Here is a 16026-nt window from a genome sequence, read left to right as displayed (position 1 = left end):
GATCCGGCCCACGGGCCCCGCCGCCACCCGCTCATCGACACGCGGTCCAGGCCGTACCCCGGTGTCATCGCGGCGCGGACGTCGAGGGAGGCGTGAACTCGCCCCCTCACTCGGCGCGTACACCCCCGTGGCGCGGGCGGGACCGACCGTGGTGCCCCGTCGCCGGGTTCACCACCCGCCTTCCGCCCACCCCTCGGGGGTCCTGTCCAGCAGCTCGGCGAGTCGGGCCCGGTCCGGCAAGGGGCCGTGGTCGCCGGTGACGCGCAGCGCGGCGCCTGCCGTGAGGTGCCCCAGCCGCAGCGCCCGCACGGGTTCCTCGCCGCGGAGCAGCCCGGCGAGGAACCCGGCCGCGAACGCGTCGCCCGCGCCCACCGGTTCGACGACGTCGACCCTGGGGGCGGGCACGGTGTGGACCTCGGAGCCGACGAAGGCGGTCGCCTCCCGTGCTCCGTCCTTGACGACGAGGATCCGCGGTCGCGGCAGCAGGTCCCGCACTGCGGCGGGGTCGGCCGCCGCGTCCCCCCAGAGGTCCTGCGCCTCGTCGAGGCCGACGAACGTGAGGTCCGCCCGCCGGGCCAGCCGGAGCAGGACGTCGGCGGCCGTACCGTCCGGCCACAGCGCGGCCCGGTGGTTGACGTCGAAGCTGACAGGGCGGGGGCGCTCGCCGGGGTCTGCCTCCAGCAGCGCGGTGACCAGGTCCCGGCAGCCTGTGGAGAGCGCCGGGGTGATGCCGCTGAGGTGGACGAGCCCGGCGGTGCGCACCGCGTCGTCGTCCAGGAGGGCGGGGCCCAGGGCCGAGGCGGCGGAGCCGCGGCGGTAGTAGTGGACCCGGGTGCCGTCGGTGCCGGGGTCCTTGACGAGGAGCCCGGTCGGGCGGTGCGGATCGGTCCGTACGCCGCTGACGTCGACGCCCGCCGCGGCCACCTCGGCGCGGATCCGGCGTCCGAACGGGTCGTCGCCCAGCGCGGACACCCAACGGGCGGGTACCCCGTGGTCGGCGAGGTACATCGCCACGTTGGACTCGGCGCCCGCGATCCGTATCCCCAGCACCCCGGCGCCGTCCAGCGGGCCGGCGGGATCCGGGACGAGCGCGGCCATGGTCTCACCGATGCAGGTCACCGGGGGCCGGGCGGCCCACCGGTCCCCCGGGTTCTCGGCCGGCTTCACGCGGAACCCCCTTGCCGGTAGGCGGCGGTGGGCAGGCCCGGGACGTCGACCCGCACGGAGAACACCGCGCCGTCCAGCGGCCCGGGCGCGGCGAGGCCGTGCCGGGCGGTGGTGACGTAGAGCGTGTCCCCGTCGAGGCACAGCCCGGCGGGCTGCTCCGCCGGGAGCCGGACGCACCGGTCCGGGGTGCCGTCGGCGCGGTAGCGGTGGACGGTGCCGGTGCCCCAGACCGCGGTCCACAGGGCGCCCTCGGCGTCCACCGTCATGCCGTCGGGGCTGCCCCGGTCGAAGACGGCGAAGGTCTCCGGCGCACCCGGCAGCCCGGTGTCCGGGTCGACCGGGTAGCGGCGGATGACGCCCTTGGCGCTGTCGGCGAGGTACAGCACGGTGCCGTCCGCGCCGAACGCCGGGCCGTTGGGCACGGTGAGGCCGTCCAGGACGCGGGTCACCGTGCCGTCGTGGTCGACACGGTAGAGCGAGCCCGCGCCGTCCCTGGTGTCGTAGGCCATGCTGCCCGCCCAGAACCTGCCGTGCGGATCGGCGGCCGCGTCGTTCATCCGCATGGGCGTGGCCGCCCCGTCCTCGGGGTGTGCGAGCCACTCGGTCCGCCCGTGCGGGCCGATCAGGCAGACACCGGTCCCGGCGGCGGCGATCCAGGTGCCGGGGCGACCGTGGACGGGGGCGACCGCGCCGAGGGGGACGGACAGCCGGGCGAGTGGCCTCAGCGGGGCCGTGCGGTCCTCGGGGCCGGCCAGCAGCCGCCCGGTGAGGATGTCGACCAGGACGATGCCGCCGTCGACGGGGCGTATGCCTTCGCCGAGCGCCAGCCGGTCCTGCCAGCACACGGCCGGTGCGGCGGCGGTCATCGCCCGGTGTCCGCGGCCGCGGTGGCCCGTACGGCGCCGAGGAAGGCGCGGGCCCGTTCGCGCAGCCCGTCGAGGTCACCGCCGTCCGCCGCGTCGCCGATCAGCGGAGAGCCGACGCCCACCGCGGCGGCGCCGTGCGCGAGATAGGTACGGGCCGCGTCGGCGTCCACTCCCCCGACCGGCACGAACGGCGCGTCGGGGAAGGGGCCGTGCAGCGCCTTCAGATATCCGGGGCCGCCGGCCTGTGCCGCGGGGAAGAGCTTGAAGGCGTCCGCGCCGAGCCGCTGCGCGGCGACGACGTCGGTAGGGGTCATCACCCCCGCCAGCACGGGCAGTCCGAGGCGTTTGGCCTCCGTGACGCTCTCGCAGACGGCGGGGGTGACCACGAAGTCGGCTCCCGCGTCGTGCGCCGCCCGGGCGTCCTGCGCGGTGAGGACGGTGCCCGCGCCGAGCGGCGCACCGGGCCCGAGGGCTGCGCGGGCCCGGCGGATGACGCCGAGCGCGTCCTGTCCGCTGAGGGAGACCTCGATGAGCGCGAGGCGCTCCTCGGCCAGGGTCAGTACGGTCCTGAGTGCGGCGTCCGGGTCCGCGCCGCGCACGATGGCGACGATCCGGTGGGTACGCAGCGCGGGCAGCAGATCCACGTGCGGGCTCCCTTCCCTGTCTGGTTCTTCGGTGATGTTGCGGTTCCTGTCGCCGAGTGCGGTGCCACTCGCGCGCTCACGGTGAGACGCCAGCGGACCTCACCGGCGTGGGGCACGCACGCGGCGTCCCCGTCCCGGGCGGCCGCCAGGTCGAAGACCCGGCCGAGCATGGGCTCGACGCCGACGGACCGGTAGGGCCGCTGCTCGGGGAAGCCGCCGAGGTTGCGCCAGAGCGCGACGGACACCGGCTGGCCCTCGGCCTCGACGGCCATCCGCAGCGTGGCCGTGCCGTCGTGGACGTCGACCCGCCGGGTGTCCACGATCGCGCCGACGGCCGTACCGTCGTCGGGTCCGAGCCGGTCGAGGCCGTCCGTGCGCCCGGGAGGCGACGGCCAGGAGCACGGGGTCCACCGCGCGCCGCCGTCCGGGTAGAAGCGGGCCGGCGTGCCGTCCGCGATCCCGACGCGGGCCTCCTCGGAGAGGTCGAGCAGCGCGTGGGCGGCCCACAGGAAGCGGTAGCCGGGTTCGGCCGTGAGCCGGTAGTCGACCACCGCCCGGTCCCCGTCGGCGCGTATCCGCCGGCTGAGCCGGAAGTCCGCGCAGTCGACGGACTCGGTGCCACAGGCCCGCTGCCAGGGCCGGGCCCAGGCGTCGCCGTGGTCGGGTGTGCCGCGCACGGTCGGTACGCACTCCTCCACCCCGCCGGCGTCGGCGAACGCGTCGCCGGGTACGACGCCGGGGCGGCGCGGCTCGTCGCGGTGCCAGAGCCATTCCCGGCCGCCCGCCCGCAGGGACGTCCAGCGTCCGCCGTGGGCCGGGTCGGTCTCGACGGCGGGCGGGCTCGTCGTGCTCACCATTCGGCGAAGGCGCCGTCGTCGTGCCGCCACACCGGGTTGCGCCAGGCGTGTCCGGTGCGGTCGGCGGCGCGTACGGCGTTCTCGTCGACGGTGACGCCGAGCCCCGGCAGGGCCGTGCGCCGTGCCCGGCCGCCGACGAAGTGGAACGGCTCGGTGTCGACGACGTACGACAGCAGGTCGGCGTCCTTGTTGTAGTGGATGCCCCGGCTCTGCTCCTGGATGAGGAAGTTCGGGGTGGAGAAGGCGACCTGGAGGCTGGCGGCGAGCGCGATGGGGCCCAGCGGGCAGTGCGGGGCGAGCTGCGCGCCGTAGGTCTCGGCGAGCGAGGCGATGCGGTGGACCTCGGATATGCCCCCGGCGTGCGAGAGGTCCGGCTGGGCGACGGCGATGCCGGCGGTCAGGGCGGGCAGGAACTCCGACCGCCCGTAGAGCCGTTCGCCGGTGGCGATGGGTACGCAGGTGGCGCCGACGAGCGCGGGCAGCAGGTGCCCCTGTTCGGGGAGGAGGGGTTCCTCCACGAAGAGGGGGTGCAGGGACTCGACGGCGTGCAGGATCCGGCGGGCGCCGGCCGGGCCGAAGCGGCCGTGCATGTCGATGGCCACGTCGCGGCCGGGGCCCAGGACGTCGCGGGCCGCGGCCACCCGTTCGACCACGGCGGCGGTCTCGGCGGGGGTGGCCAGCGGTGAGGTGCGGCCGGCCGCGTTCATCTTGACCGCGGTGAAGCCGGCTTCGACCTGGGCGGTGATCTCGTCGGCGAGCCGGGCGGGCTCGTCGCCGCCCACCCAGGCGTAGACCCTGACCTCGTCGCGGACCGGGCCGCCGAGCAGGGCGTGGACGGGAGCGCCGTACGCCTTTCCGGCGATGTCCCACAGGGCCTGGTCGATGCCGGCGACGGCGCTGGAGAGTACCGGGCCGCCCCGGTAGAAGCCGCCCTTGCTGAGCACCTGCCAGTGGTCCTCGACGCGCAGCGGGTCCCGGCCGAGCAGGTACTCGGCGAGGACGTCGACGGCGGCGCGGACGACCTCGGCCCGGCCCTCGACGACGGGTTCGCCCCAGCCGACGATCCCGTCGTCGGTCTCGATCCGGCAGAACAGCCAGCGCGGCGGCACGAGGAAGGTCTCGATGCGGGTGATCTTCACCGGGGCCCGGCCTCCCCGTCGGCGGCCGGTGCGGTGCCGTGGACCCGGTCGAGGTCGCGTACGGCCTGGTCGAGCAGGGCGCGCATGGCTCGTTCGGCGGCGTCGGCGTCCTGCTCGCGGACGGCGTCCAGGACGGCGCGGTGGCTGGGTACCGGGTTCTCACCGTGCGGTGAGCTGTGCACGATCTCGTCGCGGCGCGCGAGGCCGGACTCGATGACCATCTCCATGCGTTCGAGCAGTTCGTTGTGGGTGGCCGCCAGGAGCGCGCGGTGGAAGGCGAGGTCCGCCTCGACCGCGTGGGCGGCGCCGCCCTCCTGCTCGCCCATCGCGGTGAGGGCCGCCTCGAGGGCGTCGAGGTCGGCGTCGGTGCGGCGGGCGGCGGCCAGCCGGACGGCGGCCGGTTCGATGATGCCGCGGACCTCGCCGAGGTTGCGCAGCAGTGTCGGGTCGGTACCGGAGTCGGTGCCGACCGCGAACTGCCAGCGCAGGACGTCCGCGTCGAGGAGGTTCCAGTCGGCGCGGGCCCTGACGAAGGTGCCGCGCTTCTGGCGGGCGTCGACGATCCCCTTGGCCGCGAGGACCTTCAGGGACTCCCGCAGCGCGGTCAGGCTGACGTCCAGCTCGCCCTGGAGCGCCACGAGGTCGAGTGTCGCCCCTTCGGGGATCTCGCCGCTCAGTACCCGGCGCGCGAGGGTCTCGACGGTCTGGCCGTGCACTCCGCGGCGCGCGTATGGCGTCATGTCTGTGTGTGCCTTTCTGCTGTGCGATGGGTACGGCGGCGGTCAGGCCGAGGCCTTGACGACGGACCAGCCGCCGTCCACGAGCAGGCTCGATCCGGTGATGTAGGACGCCTCGTCCGCGGCCAGGAACGCGATGGCCGCCGCGGCCTCCTGGGGAGTGCCGAAGCGCTGTGCGGCGGTCTCGGTGACGCTCCTGTCGCGGTCCTCCTCCGAGACCCGGTCCCAGGCCGCGGTGAGGATGGGGCCGGGCAGTACGGCGTTGACCCGTACCTCCGGCCCGTACTCCACCGCCAGCTGTCCGCACAGGGAGAGCAGTGCGCCCTTGGAGGCCGCGTACGCGGGGTGGCCGGGGATGCCCTTGTGGGCGTGGACCGATGAGGTGAGCACCACGGCGCCGCGCCGCTCGCGCAGGTCGGGCAGGACCGCGCGGAAGCCGAGGAAGGCTCCGGTGAGGTTGACCGCCAGCTGACGCTCCCAGGAGGCGACGGACATCTCGTGCGCGGCGGTGACGTCGACCGTGTAGGCGTTGCTCACCAGCACACCGACGGGTCCGAAGGTGCGCGCCGCGGCGACGATCCGCTCCCAGTCCCCCTCGTCCGCGACGTCCGCGCGGACGAAGAGGGCCCGGCCGCCCTGGGCGCGGATGCCGGCGGCGGCGCTCTCGCCGGGGCCCTCGGCGATGTCCGCGAGGATCACCGCCGCGCCTTCCGCCGCGAGCCGCTCGGCGGTGGCCGCGCCGATGCCCGACGCGGCTCCGGTGACCACGGCCACCTTGTCGGCGAAGCGGGTGGTTCCGTTCATGGGGTGGTCGACTCCTCGGGGTTCGTGCACGCTGTCGGCGGCTTCGGTGACGGTACGTCGGGCGGTTGCCTACTGTCTGACCAGGACGACCAGTTCCGCGTCGTACTGCGCGGTCCAGGCGAAGGGCAGGCCGTAGTGGAGCAGATGGGCGCCGCCGTGGACGGTCCCGGTCCGCTCGTCGGCGTAGCGGGCGGCCGGGTCCAGACCGCGCAGCCGCAGCCGGGCGGCGCGCCCGGGGACGAGCGGCGCCCCGTCCAGGCGTCCGGTGTTCCAGGCGGTGACGACGGTCCGGGCACCGTCCTGCTCGTCGTACTGGACGCCGCAGGTGGCGTCGGCCGGGCTGCCCAGCAGCCGGACCTCGCCGCGGTGGACGACGTCGCGGATCTCCTTGTAGCGGCTCACCCACCGGGCCGCCTCGGCGCGCTGTCCGGCGGACCAGTGGCGGATGTCGGCGCCGATGCCGAGGACTCCGGCCATGGCCGTGACGAAACGGAAGGCGAGGGACCGGGGCCGCGGGTCGAAGACGCCGGGCGAGTCGGTGACCCAGGAGCTCATGGTGTGCGGGGCGTGCGCGTGCAGATAGCCGTACTGGATGGCGAGGCGGTCCAGCGGGGCGGTGTTGTCGCTGGGCCACACCACGTCGGTACGGGCGAGGGTGGCGTGTTCGATCCGGCCGCCGCCCCCGGCGCAGCCCTCGACGGTGACGTGGGGGTGGCGGGCGCGCAGATGGTCGAGCACCCGGAGGTATCCGGCGACGTGTGCGGCGTCCAGGTCCTGTTCCTCCACGGGGCCGCCGCCGGGCCGGCCTCGTTCGGTGGGCGGACGGTTCATGTCCCACTTGAGGTAGCTGATCGCGTGGTCGCCCAGGAGCCGGTCGAGGGTGGCGACGACGAAGTCCTGGACGTCCCTGCGGCCGAGGTCGAGCAGGAGCTGCTCGCGCACCAGCGTGGCGGGGCGGCCGTCGATCCGGTAGACCCATTCCGGGTGTTCGGCGTAGAGCCGGGAGGCCGGGCTGACGGCTTCGGGTTCGACCCAGAGGCCGAAGTCCATGCCGGTGGCGCGCACCTCGTCGATGAAGTGGTCGAAGCCGTCGGGGAAGTTCGCCGGGTCAGGGAACCAGTCGCCCAGTCCGCCGGTCTCGTCGTGCCGCCCGGTGAACCAGCCGTCGTCGACGACGAAGAGCTCCGCGCCCATGTCAGCGGCGATGCGGGCGAGTTCGAGCTGGGCGGCGGCGTCGACGTCGAAGCCGGTCGCCTCCCAGGAGTTGTAGAGGACCTTGCGGGTCCTGTCGAGTCGCTCGCCGCTGAGCCGGCGTTCGTAGCGGTGCCAGACCCTGGCCAGCCCGTCGAGGCCGTCCGGGCTGAACGCGCAGGCCAGGCGTGGTGTGGTGAGGGTGGCGCCGGGGGCGAGCCGGACGGCGCCCTCGTGCGGCACCCGGCCGGCCCTGATCCGTACCGCGCCCCCGGGTTCGGCGTCGGCGGCCATGTGCCAGTTCCCGGACCACTCCAGGGCGACGCCGTACGTCGGGGTGGCGCCCTCGGCCGGCTCGGCGGCGTCCTGCACGGCCAGCCAGGGCGCGTAGGCGTGGCCGGGGACGCCCTGGGTGGAGGCCATCTCGAAGCGGCCGCGGGTCAGTTCGAGCTGGGTGCGCCGGAACTCCTGGGACCACTGGCCGGTGAGGTAGGTGAGCCGGGCGCCGTCCGTGACGGGGATGCTGACGGCGGCGGAGTCGAGTCGTTCCAGGCGCAGTTCCTCCTCGCCGGTACAGCTCAGTTCGGTCCAGCGCAGGATGACGTCGGTGCCGGGCACGGTCTCGTAGCAGAGCGCCGCGCGCAGTCCCTGTTCCTCGTCGGCGAAGGTGAGGCGCAGGGCCCGGTCGCCGTCCTGGGTGGCGGAGTCGAAGGTCCACCAGGTGCCGCGTTCCCGGCCGGGACGCCGGACGACCAGGTCGGCGCCGGAGAAGGGGCGCAGCCCGTGGGGGAGGTACTCGGCGGGGGCCGCGTCGGCCGGGGTGACGAAATGTGTGCGGTGCGGCACGGCGAAGGGGGACGGGCCCGTCTCGGTGCCGTGCGGGCCCCAGGAGGCGAGTTCGGCCCACCGGCCCTCGCCCGCGATCCGTACCGCGTAGGTGGTGTTCTCGGTGCGCAGCAGCCACCGGTCGTACGAGCTCACTTCACTGCTCCCAGGTTGAGTCCGGCCACGAAGTGGCGCTGAAATTTGAGGAATACCATGACGGTCGGGGCCGCGGCGATGACGGAGCCCGCGGCGATGACGTTCCACATGGAGACGTACTGGCCCTGGAGGCCGATGAGCGAGGCGGTGATGGGCATCTGGCTGTCCGTGCGCAGGACGGTGATGGCCCACAGCAGGTCGTTGAAGATCCAGGTGAACGACAGGGCGCTGAGCGCGGCCATGGCGGGCTTGGCGAGCGGCAGGACGATCCGTGTGAAGATCTGCCAGGGACCGGCGCCGTCGATGACCGCGGCCTGCTGGATCTCGGGCGGGATGGACCGCATGAAGCCGTGCAGGACGAAGACGTAGAAGCCGATGCCGAAGCCGACCTGGACACCGATGAGCGCGTACAGCGTGTCGTACAGGCCGAGCATCTCGCTGAGTTTGGAGACCGGGACCAGCAGGATCTGCGGGGGCAGCAGGTTTCCGCCGAGCATCAGCAGCAGCAGGGTGCGGCGCAGCGGGACGTCGTAGCGGCTCAGGGCGAACGCGGCCGTCGAGGCGAGCAGCAGTGACAGGAGTACGGCCGGCACGGTGACGAGGAGGCTGTTGATCAGTGCGCGCTGCTGTCCGCCGTCGACCCAGGCCTGGCGGAAGCCGTCCAGGGTGAAGGAGTGCGGCAGGCTGCCGACTCCGTGGGCGGCGACGTCGTCGAACGAGCGCAGGCTGGTGACGAGGACCAGCGCGATGGGCAGCAGCCACAGCGCGGACAGCAGCCCCGCGCTCAGGTGGAAGCCCGCGGTGCCCCAGATCCGCCTGCGCTCGCGCCGCACGGCCGGGACGGGGGCCCGCTCCTCGGTGCGGGGGCTCGGGGCGTGGGTGGCGGTCATGCGTCGGCCTCCCGGAAGGCTCGGACGAGATAGGACGCGATCACTCCGAAGGCCAGCACGAAGATGACGACCGCGAGGGCGGAGCCGTAGCCCAGTCGCAGCGACTGGAACGCGGTGGAGTACATGTACGTGCTGAGGAGTTCGGACGAGTGGTACGGCCCACCGCGGGTGAGCGCCCACACCACGTCGAACGAGCGCAGCGAGTCGATGACGATCACGGACAGGACGACGGCGTTGACACTGCTGAGCTGCGGCAGGGTGATGTGCCGGAACTGTTGCAGGCGGGTGGCGCCGTCCACCTTCGCCGCTTCGTAGAGCACCGGGTCGATGCCCTTGAGCCCGGCCAGGTACAGCACCATCACATAGCCGATCTGGCGCCACAGCGCGGGGACGATCACGGCGTACAGGGCGGTGTCCTGGTCGGCGAGCCAGGCGTGGGTGAGGCCGGAGAGCCCGATCGCTTCGAGGAACTGGTTGATCAGTCCGTCCGGCTGGTACATCGCCTGCCACACCAGGGCGGTCGCGACGAGCGAGAACACCACGGGCAGGAAGAGCGCGGCACGGTAGAAGCCGACGCCCCTGCGTTCCTGCTGGAGCAGGAGCGCCGCCCCGAGGCCGAGGGCCGCGGAGAGTCCGCCGAAGAGCAGCAGCCACAGGACCGTGTCCAGGGCGGCGGTCCGGAAGACGGCGTCGCCGAACATCTCCTTGAAGTTGGCCAGTCCGACGAACTCGGGGGCGGAGACCCCGTCCCACTTGGTGAAGGCCAGGTAGAAGCCCTGGAGCGCCGGCCAGAACACCCAGAAGGCCTCGGCGAGCAGCGGTACGAGGACGAACGCCAGGACGAGGGGCGGGACCCGGGTCGCCCGCTTGCGGGCGGGCGGCCTGCCCGTGGTGTGCTCGCGCCTCTCCTTCCGGGGCGCGGTGAGTACCGCCATGTCACTGGCTCCAGATCTTCTGCGCGTCACGCTGCCATGTGGTGAGGATCGAGCCGATCTCCTTGGGCTTGGCCAGGTAGCGGGTGAGCGCGGTGTCGGCGGTGGGGGCGAGGGCGTCGCTGGAGTCGCGGTTGAAGAACTGGGTGAGGTCCGCGGCGTCCTCGATCAGCTTGCGGCCCTTGGCGACCAGGGGAGTTCCGCTGTCCTTCGCGTCCGGGTGGGCGGGCAGCGAGGTGCCGGATGAGCCCTTGAGGTAGATCTCCTGGGCCTCGGCGGTGGCGAGGTAGCGCAGCAGCTCCTCGGTGGCGTCCTTGCGGCCGGTCCGGGCGCTGGCGAAGTAGCCGTCGGTCGGGGCCTCTTCGGCGAGCGGGATCTTGGGGTCGATGACGGGGAACCGGAAGAAGTCGATGTCGTCGAGCTGGTCCTTGGGAGCGGCGTCGGCGAAGAAGGTGCCGATGAGCATCATGCCGGTGCGGCCCTGGAGCAGGGCCGTGGTCGCGTCCTGGAAGGGCAGCGCGGTCCCGTCGGGGTCGAAGTAGGGCAGGGCCTCGCCCCACCGGTCGAAGACCTTGCGGACCTCGGGGTCGTCGAAGCGGTGCTTGCCGGCGAGCAGGTCACGGTGGTACGCCGCCCCGTTGATCCGGATGTCGAGGTAGTCGAACCACGACGAGGCCACCCAGGGGGTGTTGCCCCCCGCGCCGAGGCCGATCGGTGCGACGCCCTTGCTCTTGAGCTTGTCGCACAGGTCGAGGAACTCGTCCCAGGTCGTGGGCTCCTTGACGTCCCACTTGGCGAAGTGGGACTTCCGGTAGAAGACGCCCCACCAGTAGTAGGTGGTCGGGACGAAGACCTTCCTGCCCGCGGAGTCGGTGCACAGCTTCCTCATCGCGTCGGAGTAGCCCGCGAGTTCGGGCTTCTCCCACAGATCGCTGACGTCGAGCAGCAGGTCCTTGCTCGCGTAGGACTCCGCGACCGATCCCGGGTACCAGGTGTAGAGGTCCGGCGGGTTGGCCGAGGTGAGGTAGGTCGGCAGCTGGGTACGGAAGGTCTCCGAGGCGACGGTGTTGAGCGAACCCTTCGCCCCGCCGCGCTTGTTGAAGGCGTCGACGACCTCCTGCATCGCCGACTTGGCCTGCGGGGAGGAGAGGTTGGACTGCAGGGTGACGGCGCCGCCCGAGGCACCCTCTTTGCCGGTCGACGACGAGGCGACGCAGCCGCTCGTCAGCGCCGCGGCGCCGGCCGCCGCGGCGCCCGCGAGGAAGGTGCGGCGGCTGTGTGCTGTGGTGTTCATGGGACTCCCTATGCGCCCACGGAACGGGGCCCGGCCCCCTGACGACCGGGCCCTCGTTCGGCTGGTACAGATTGACGTGGCGACCGCGCCGCCGTCAAGATTAATTACTAATTTATGTTCTAACGGATCGAGCGGGGCCCTCCTGCCGCGCGGCCACCGCCTCCCGGCCCGGCGTCAGAGCCGGCCCTGGCGGACGACTCCGGCCACACCGCGGAAGGCTGTGAGCACGGCGCCGTCGGGCCCGGCCACGGCGGCGAGTTCGCCGTCGAAGGCCCCGCTGGCGAAGCGCTTCTCCTGCGACCAGTCGCCCCAGCCGGTGCCGGTGGCGTAGGTCCGCCCCCAGAGCGTGTAGTCACCGGCACGTGCGTACAGCCGCACCTGCTGCCCGTCGGCGACGAGGGTGGGGCTGCCGCTCACCGTCCCGCCCAGCGACGACCAGTCCGACCAGGCGCCGGAGGGGTCCTGCACCCGGGTACGGACCGAGTCGTCGTCGGCGCGGACGGCGAGGTGGGTGCGCCCCGCCCCGTCGGTGGCCACCGACGGCCGTCCGTACAACGACGCGTCCTCCGGCCCGTCGAACGAGGTCCAGCCGGTCCGCGGCCCGCGCACCTGGATGCGTCCGTCCGCTCCCCGGGCGAAGAGGGTCCAGCTCCCCGGGTTCTCGTAGGCGACGGCGGGGCTGTCCGCGAGCCGTCCGCCGAGCTTCTGCCACCGGCCCCACCGGCCGCCGGCGTAGGAGAGCCGGTAGGCGGCGTCGTCGGTGCCCCGGACGAAGACGTCGATGCGTCCGTGCCCGTCCGTGTGGGCGACGGGCGCTCCCACGATCCGCCCGTGCGTGGGACCGCCGAGACCGGTGGTCCGCGCGTCCCCCCGCCCCTCGTGCCCGGTCCGCTGCCGCAGCGAACCGTCCGCGCCACGGGTGAACACGCTGACCCTGTCACCGTCCCGCACCAGGGCCGGGCTCGCGTCCGAGCGCACCCCGAGCGAGGCGCCCGGGGCGTCGTCCCGGCCGGTCAGCGTGAGGAACGCGGTGCCGTGGGCGGGGACTTCGACGGTGTACGAGCCGGTGTGCTTCCCGCGGTCCTTCCTGGCCCGCAGGTCCCGCACCCCGACCTTCCCCGCCAGTCCGGCGTCGGCGAAGTCCACCGTGCGCTCGGCGGGCCGGTCGGAGCGGTTGAGCAGCACCACCGCCCGGCGGCCGGAACCCTGGAGCACCTTGCTGTAGACGTCACCGGTCGCGTCCGTGGCGACGCGCACTCCCTGGATCGCGAGGGGGTCCTGGTCGACGGCGATGATCTCCGGGTTGCGCAGGGTGTCGATCATCTGCCGGGGCAGGGTGCGCGGGTCCGAGCCGATGACCAGCGGGGAGCCCATCTCGGCCCACATCACCAGCTGGGTGGTCGACTCCTCGGCGGTCAACTCGTACGAGCCGTCCTGGAGCGTACGCATCGGGATCAGGTAGTCGGGGTCGTTGTAGTGACCCGGCCCCTGTGCCTCGGGGTGCCAGGCGTTGGCGTCCATGTTGCGCAGCACGTTCGGCCACTGGCCGGCGGACGGGGTGCCCCACGCGATGTCGGTGCCCGTCCGCCAGGAGTCGGCGGTCGTCGGCCCGTACACGTAGGCGTTGTGGGCGTCCTGCGCCGGTGTGTGCGGGATCCCCCAGTCGTCGGTCAGCGGGTTGCACAGGTTGAGCAGCATGCGCCGGCCGGACTTGGCGACGGCGTCGCCGAACTCCTTGAACGCGGGTCCCGGATCGAGCTTCTCGGTGATCCCGCAGAGGAAGTCGACCTTGATCGCGTCGACCTTCCAGCCGGCGAACTGCCGCGCGTCCTCCTGATAGTGGCCACGGCTGCCGAGGCCACAGGTCTCGCCGCCGTCGTAGGTCCCGGCGTCGGTGTAGATACCGGCGCGCAGCCCGCGCTCGTGGAGGTAGTCCACCAGGGCGGGGATGCCGGAGGGGAAGCGGTCCGGGTGCGCGACGAGCCGCCCCCGGCCGTCCCGCGGATCGTCGGCCTGCCAGCCGCCGTCGAGCCAGACGATGTCGTAACCGCTGCTCTTCAGGCCGCTGCCGACCAGGAAGTCGGCGATCTCCCTGACCTCGGTCTCCGTCGGGGCGCCGAGGCCGTAGTAGGTGTTCCAGCCCATGTACGGCGTGGCCGCCGGGTTGCTGCCGTGGGACGGCGGCGCGCCCTGGTCGGGCCGCTGGCCGGCGTGTGCGGCAGGCACCGGGACGGCGAGCAGTGCGGCCGCCCCCACAGCGACCGCGGCGCGCCGGGCAGGCGTCATCCTTGCACCGTGCGAAATCAACTGTCTCTCCCAGAGGTTGGGGATGTCCGGCGCCGACCTCCCGTCACCACGGGGCGGCGCCACGGACCGACTGTGACGGCTCGCCCGACCCCTCGTCAATATTTATTACTAATTAAGTGAAACTCGATCTCTCCTCGGTCCTCGCGGACGCCGTCAGGCCTCCCGGACCGGAACCGCCGCGCTCGATCCGCCGGCGTGGACGATGCGTGTCGCTCGTTCCGGTGGATGTACGACGCGCGGCCGTGCCGCACGGAGCCAGGTGGGAGCCATCAGGTGGAACGGTGAGTCTCCGTCTCATGGCGGTGAGGACAGCAAGGGAAAGGGTCTGCACATGAGTGCTCGGTCCGATGCGGGCAGTGGCTCGAAGACCACGTCCGACCTGGTGGTGGAGCGGCTGCTGGAGTGGGGTGTCGACACCTGCTTCGGGATCTGCGGGGATCAGATCAACGGTTTCTTCGAGGCGCTGCGCACCCATCCGCAGATGCGGTTCGTGCACGTGCGGCACGAGGAGGCGGCCGCGCTGGCCTGTGTGGGATACGCCAAGTTCACCGGCCGTCCGGCCGCGTGCGTGGCCACCGCGGGACCCGGGGCGGTCCATCTCCTGAACGGTCTGTACGACGCCCGGATCGACGGCGCACCGGTGATCGCCGTCACCGGACTGTCGTACCACGACACGATCGGGGCGCACTTCCTCCAGGACCTCCCCTCGGACCGGATGCTCGAGCACGCCTGCCTGTTCTCCGAGCGCGTCATGGGACCGGCCCACGCCGTGCCCGCCACGGACCTGGCGGTTCGCAGTGCCCTGATGAACCGCACGCCCTCGCATCTGGCGATCCCCATCGACGTGCAGTCCTTCACCCTGGAGCAGGACACGCCCTCGCCGAAGAACGTGCCGGGCCACCTGTCCCTGGCCGGGCAGCGCTTCACGGTCGTCCCGCCCGAGGACCAGCTGCGCCGGGCGGCGGAGGTCCTGAACGGGTGCCGGCGGGTGGCGATCTGCGCGGGAGCCGGCGCGCGCGGTGCCGGTGATCTTCTCGAACAGGTCGCGGACGTGCTGGGCGCACCCATCGTCAAGGCGGGGCTGGGCAAGGACTGCGTGCCGGACGACAGCCCGTACACCACGGGCGGCATGGGCCTGATCGGTACCCGCGCCTCCCACGAGGCGTTCGAGCGGTGCGACGGGTTCCTCGTCGTCGGCTCCTCCACCCCGTACTACGAGTTCTGGCCGGAGCCCGGGCAGGCGCGGGGGGTGCAGATCGACCTCAACGCCGACCGGATCGGGATGCGGTATCCCGTCGAAGTCGGGCTGGTGGGTCATGCCGACGCCGTGCTGGCGTCCCTGCTGCCGCTGCTCAGGCGGAAGAGCGACCGGTCCTTCCTGGAGCAGGCACAGGACACCTACCGGCGGTGGTGGGACCTGATCGGTGAGCAGGCCGCCGGTTCCGGTACACCGATGCGTCCCCAGGTGGTGACCTGGGAGCTCTCCAAGGCCCTGCCGGACAACGCGATCGTGACGGGGGACGCCGGTACCGTCACCGCTTGGGGCGGCAGGCTCCGGCTGCGCCGGGGTATGCAGTACTCCTTCTCGGGCACCCTGTGCACCATGGGCTCCGCCCTGCCCTACGCGATCGGCGCCCAATGCGCCCACCCCGACCGGCCGGTGATCGCCTTCACCGGTGACGGCTCCATGAGCATGGGCATGGGCGAGCTGGCCACCCTCGCCCAGTACGGCCTGCCCGTCAAGGTCGTCGTACTGCGCAACAACGCCCTCGCCCTGGAGGTGTGGGAGCAGACCGCGCTCCTGGGCAACCCCCAGATGGGCTGCGAACTGCACCCCGTCGACTTCGCCGCCGTCGCCCGCGCCTGCGGGCTGAAAGCCTTCCGCATCGACGCACCGGCAGAGGCCGCCGGCGTGTTCGCCGAAGCGATGGCGTTCGACGGGCCGTGCCTGGTCGAAGCCGTCACCGACCCCGACGAGGCGCCCTTCGGTGAAAGCCTGCAGCCCGCTCATGCCGCACACCTCGCAGAGGCCTTCGGCAAGGGAGAGCCCGCGGCCCGCGACATGGCCCGGAACCTCCTGCAGGAGAAGCGCGTCGCCCTCTCACCCGCGCTGCAGCAGCACTACGACGACCTCGCCCGCTACCGCTGACGCGCCCTTGTCGCAGGTTCTCGCCGTACGCGGTGCGGGTGAGCCGCCCGTCACGTTCCGACGCGTAC

13 protein-coding genes are annotated in these 16026 nt (G+C 72.9%); 1 reads left to right on the top strand and 12 read right to left on the bottom strand.

Annotated elements, in window-relative coordinates; translation table 11 throughout:
• Nucleotides 1-168: 168 nt before the first annotated feature.
• The 12 genes from SACTE_RS29890 to SACTE_RS29835 all read right to left on the bottom strand — a co-directional run bounded on the left by SACTE_RS29890 (nucleotide 169) and on the right by SACTE_RS29835 (nucleotide 13788).
• Nucleotides 169-1167 (bottom strand): sugar kinase, encoded by a 999-nt coding sequence (locus tag SACTE_RS29890; protein WP_014049751.1) that lies wholly within the window; start codon nucleotides 1165-1167, stop codon nucleotides 169-171.
• Nucleotides 1164-2033 (bottom strand): SMP-30/gluconolactonase/LRE family protein, encoded by an 870-nt coding sequence (locus tag SACTE_RS29885; protein ID WP_014049750.1) that lies wholly within the window; start codon nucleotides 2031-2033, stop codon nucleotides 1164-1166. Before SACTE_RS29885 ends, SACTE_RS29890 begins: the two co-directional genes overlap by 4 nt.
• The gene (locus tag SACTE_RS29880; RefSeq protein ID WP_014049749.1) at nucleotides 2030-2677 is read right to left on the bottom strand and encodes a bifunctional 4-hydroxy-2-oxoglutarate aldolase/2-dehydro-3-deoxy-phosphogluconate aldolase; all 648 of its coding nucleotides are present in this window, start codon (nucleotides 2675-2677) and stop codon (nucleotides 2030-2032) included. Before SACTE_RS29880 ends, SACTE_RS29885 begins: the two co-directional genes overlap by 4 nt.
• Entirely contained in the window at nucleotides 2590-3534 is a 945-nt protein-coding gene (locus tag SACTE_RS29875) for a hypothetical protein (RefSeq protein ID WP_014049748.1), read from the bottom strand. The genes SACTE_RS29880 and SACTE_RS29875 overlap by 88 nt, the downstream gene beginning before the upstream one ends.
• Entirely contained in the window at nucleotides 3528-4673 is a 1146-nt protein-coding gene (dgoD, locus tag SACTE_RS29870) for a galactonate dehydratase (protein WP_014049747.1), read from the bottom strand. The genes SACTE_RS29875 and dgoD overlap by 7 nt, the downstream gene beginning before the upstream one ends.
• The gene (locus SACTE_RS29865) at nucleotides 4670-5413 is read right to left on the bottom strand and encodes a FadR/GntR family transcriptional regulator (RefSeq protein ID WP_014049746.1); all 744 of its coding nucleotides are present in this window, start codon (nucleotides 5411-5413) and stop codon (nucleotides 4670-4672) included. Before SACTE_RS29865 ends, dgoD begins: the two co-directional genes overlap by 4 nt.
• Before the next feature lie 42 nt (nucleotides 5414-5455).
• Nucleotides 5456-6214 carry an SDR family NAD(P)-dependent oxidoreductase gene (locus tag SACTE_RS29860; protein WP_014049745.1) on the bottom strand — a complete coding sequence of 253 codons (759 nt, stop codon included), beginning with the start codon at nucleotides 6212-6214 and terminating at the stop codon, nucleotides 5456-5458.
• 69 nt (nucleotides 6215-6283) lie between these two features.
• Nucleotides 6284-8386, bottom strand: a complete 2103-nt coding sequence (locus SACTE_RS29855; RefSeq protein WP_014049744.1) for an alpha-galactosidase — start codon at nucleotides 8384-8386, stop codon at nucleotides 6284-6286.
• A complete protein-coding gene (locus SACTE_RS29850; protein ID WP_014049743.1) occupies nucleotides 8383-9276 on the bottom strand; it encodes a carbohydrate ABC transporter permease in 894 nt (297 codons plus the stop codon). The genes SACTE_RS29855 and SACTE_RS29850 overlap by 4 nt, the downstream gene beginning before the upstream one ends.
• Nucleotides 9273-10211, bottom strand: a complete 939-nt coding sequence (locus tag SACTE_RS29845; RefSeq protein WP_014049742.1) for a sugar ABC transporter permease — start codon at nucleotides 10209-10211, stop codon at nucleotides 9273-9275. The genes SACTE_RS29850 and SACTE_RS29845 overlap by 4 nt, the downstream gene beginning before the upstream one ends.
• Before the next feature lies 1 nt (nucleotide 10212).
• Nucleotides 10213-11502, bottom strand: a complete 1290-nt coding sequence (locus tag SACTE_RS29840) for an extracellular solute-binding protein (protein WP_014049741.1) — start codon at nucleotides 11500-11502, stop codon at nucleotides 10213-10215.
• 174 nt (nucleotides 11503-11676) lie between these two features.
• Nucleotides 11677-13788, bottom strand: coding sequence for a glycoside hydrolase family 27 protein (locus tag SACTE_RS29835; RefSeq protein WP_014049740.1), 2112 nt, complete (start codon nucleotides 13786-13788; stop codon nucleotides 11677-11679).
• Nucleotides 13789-14140: 352 nt separating this feature from the next.
• On the opposite strand from SACTE_RS29835, the gene SACTE_RS29830 reads away from it, so the two are divergent.
• Nucleotides 14141-15958, top strand: a complete 1818-nt coding sequence (locus SACTE_RS29830) for a thiamine pyrophosphate-dependent enzyme (protein WP_014049739.1) — start codon at nucleotides 14141-14143, stop codon at nucleotides 15956-15958.
• The last annotated feature ends 68 nt before the right edge of the window (nucleotides 15959-16026 follow it).

This window comes from Streptomyces sp. SirexAA-E, from assembly GCF_000177195.2.
In the GTDB taxonomy this organism is placed as follows: Bacteria; Actinomycetota; Actinomycetes; order Streptomycetales; family Streptomycetaceae; genus Streptomyces; species Streptomyces flavovirens.
This window is presented reverse-complemented; position numbering and strand designations above follow the sequence as displayed.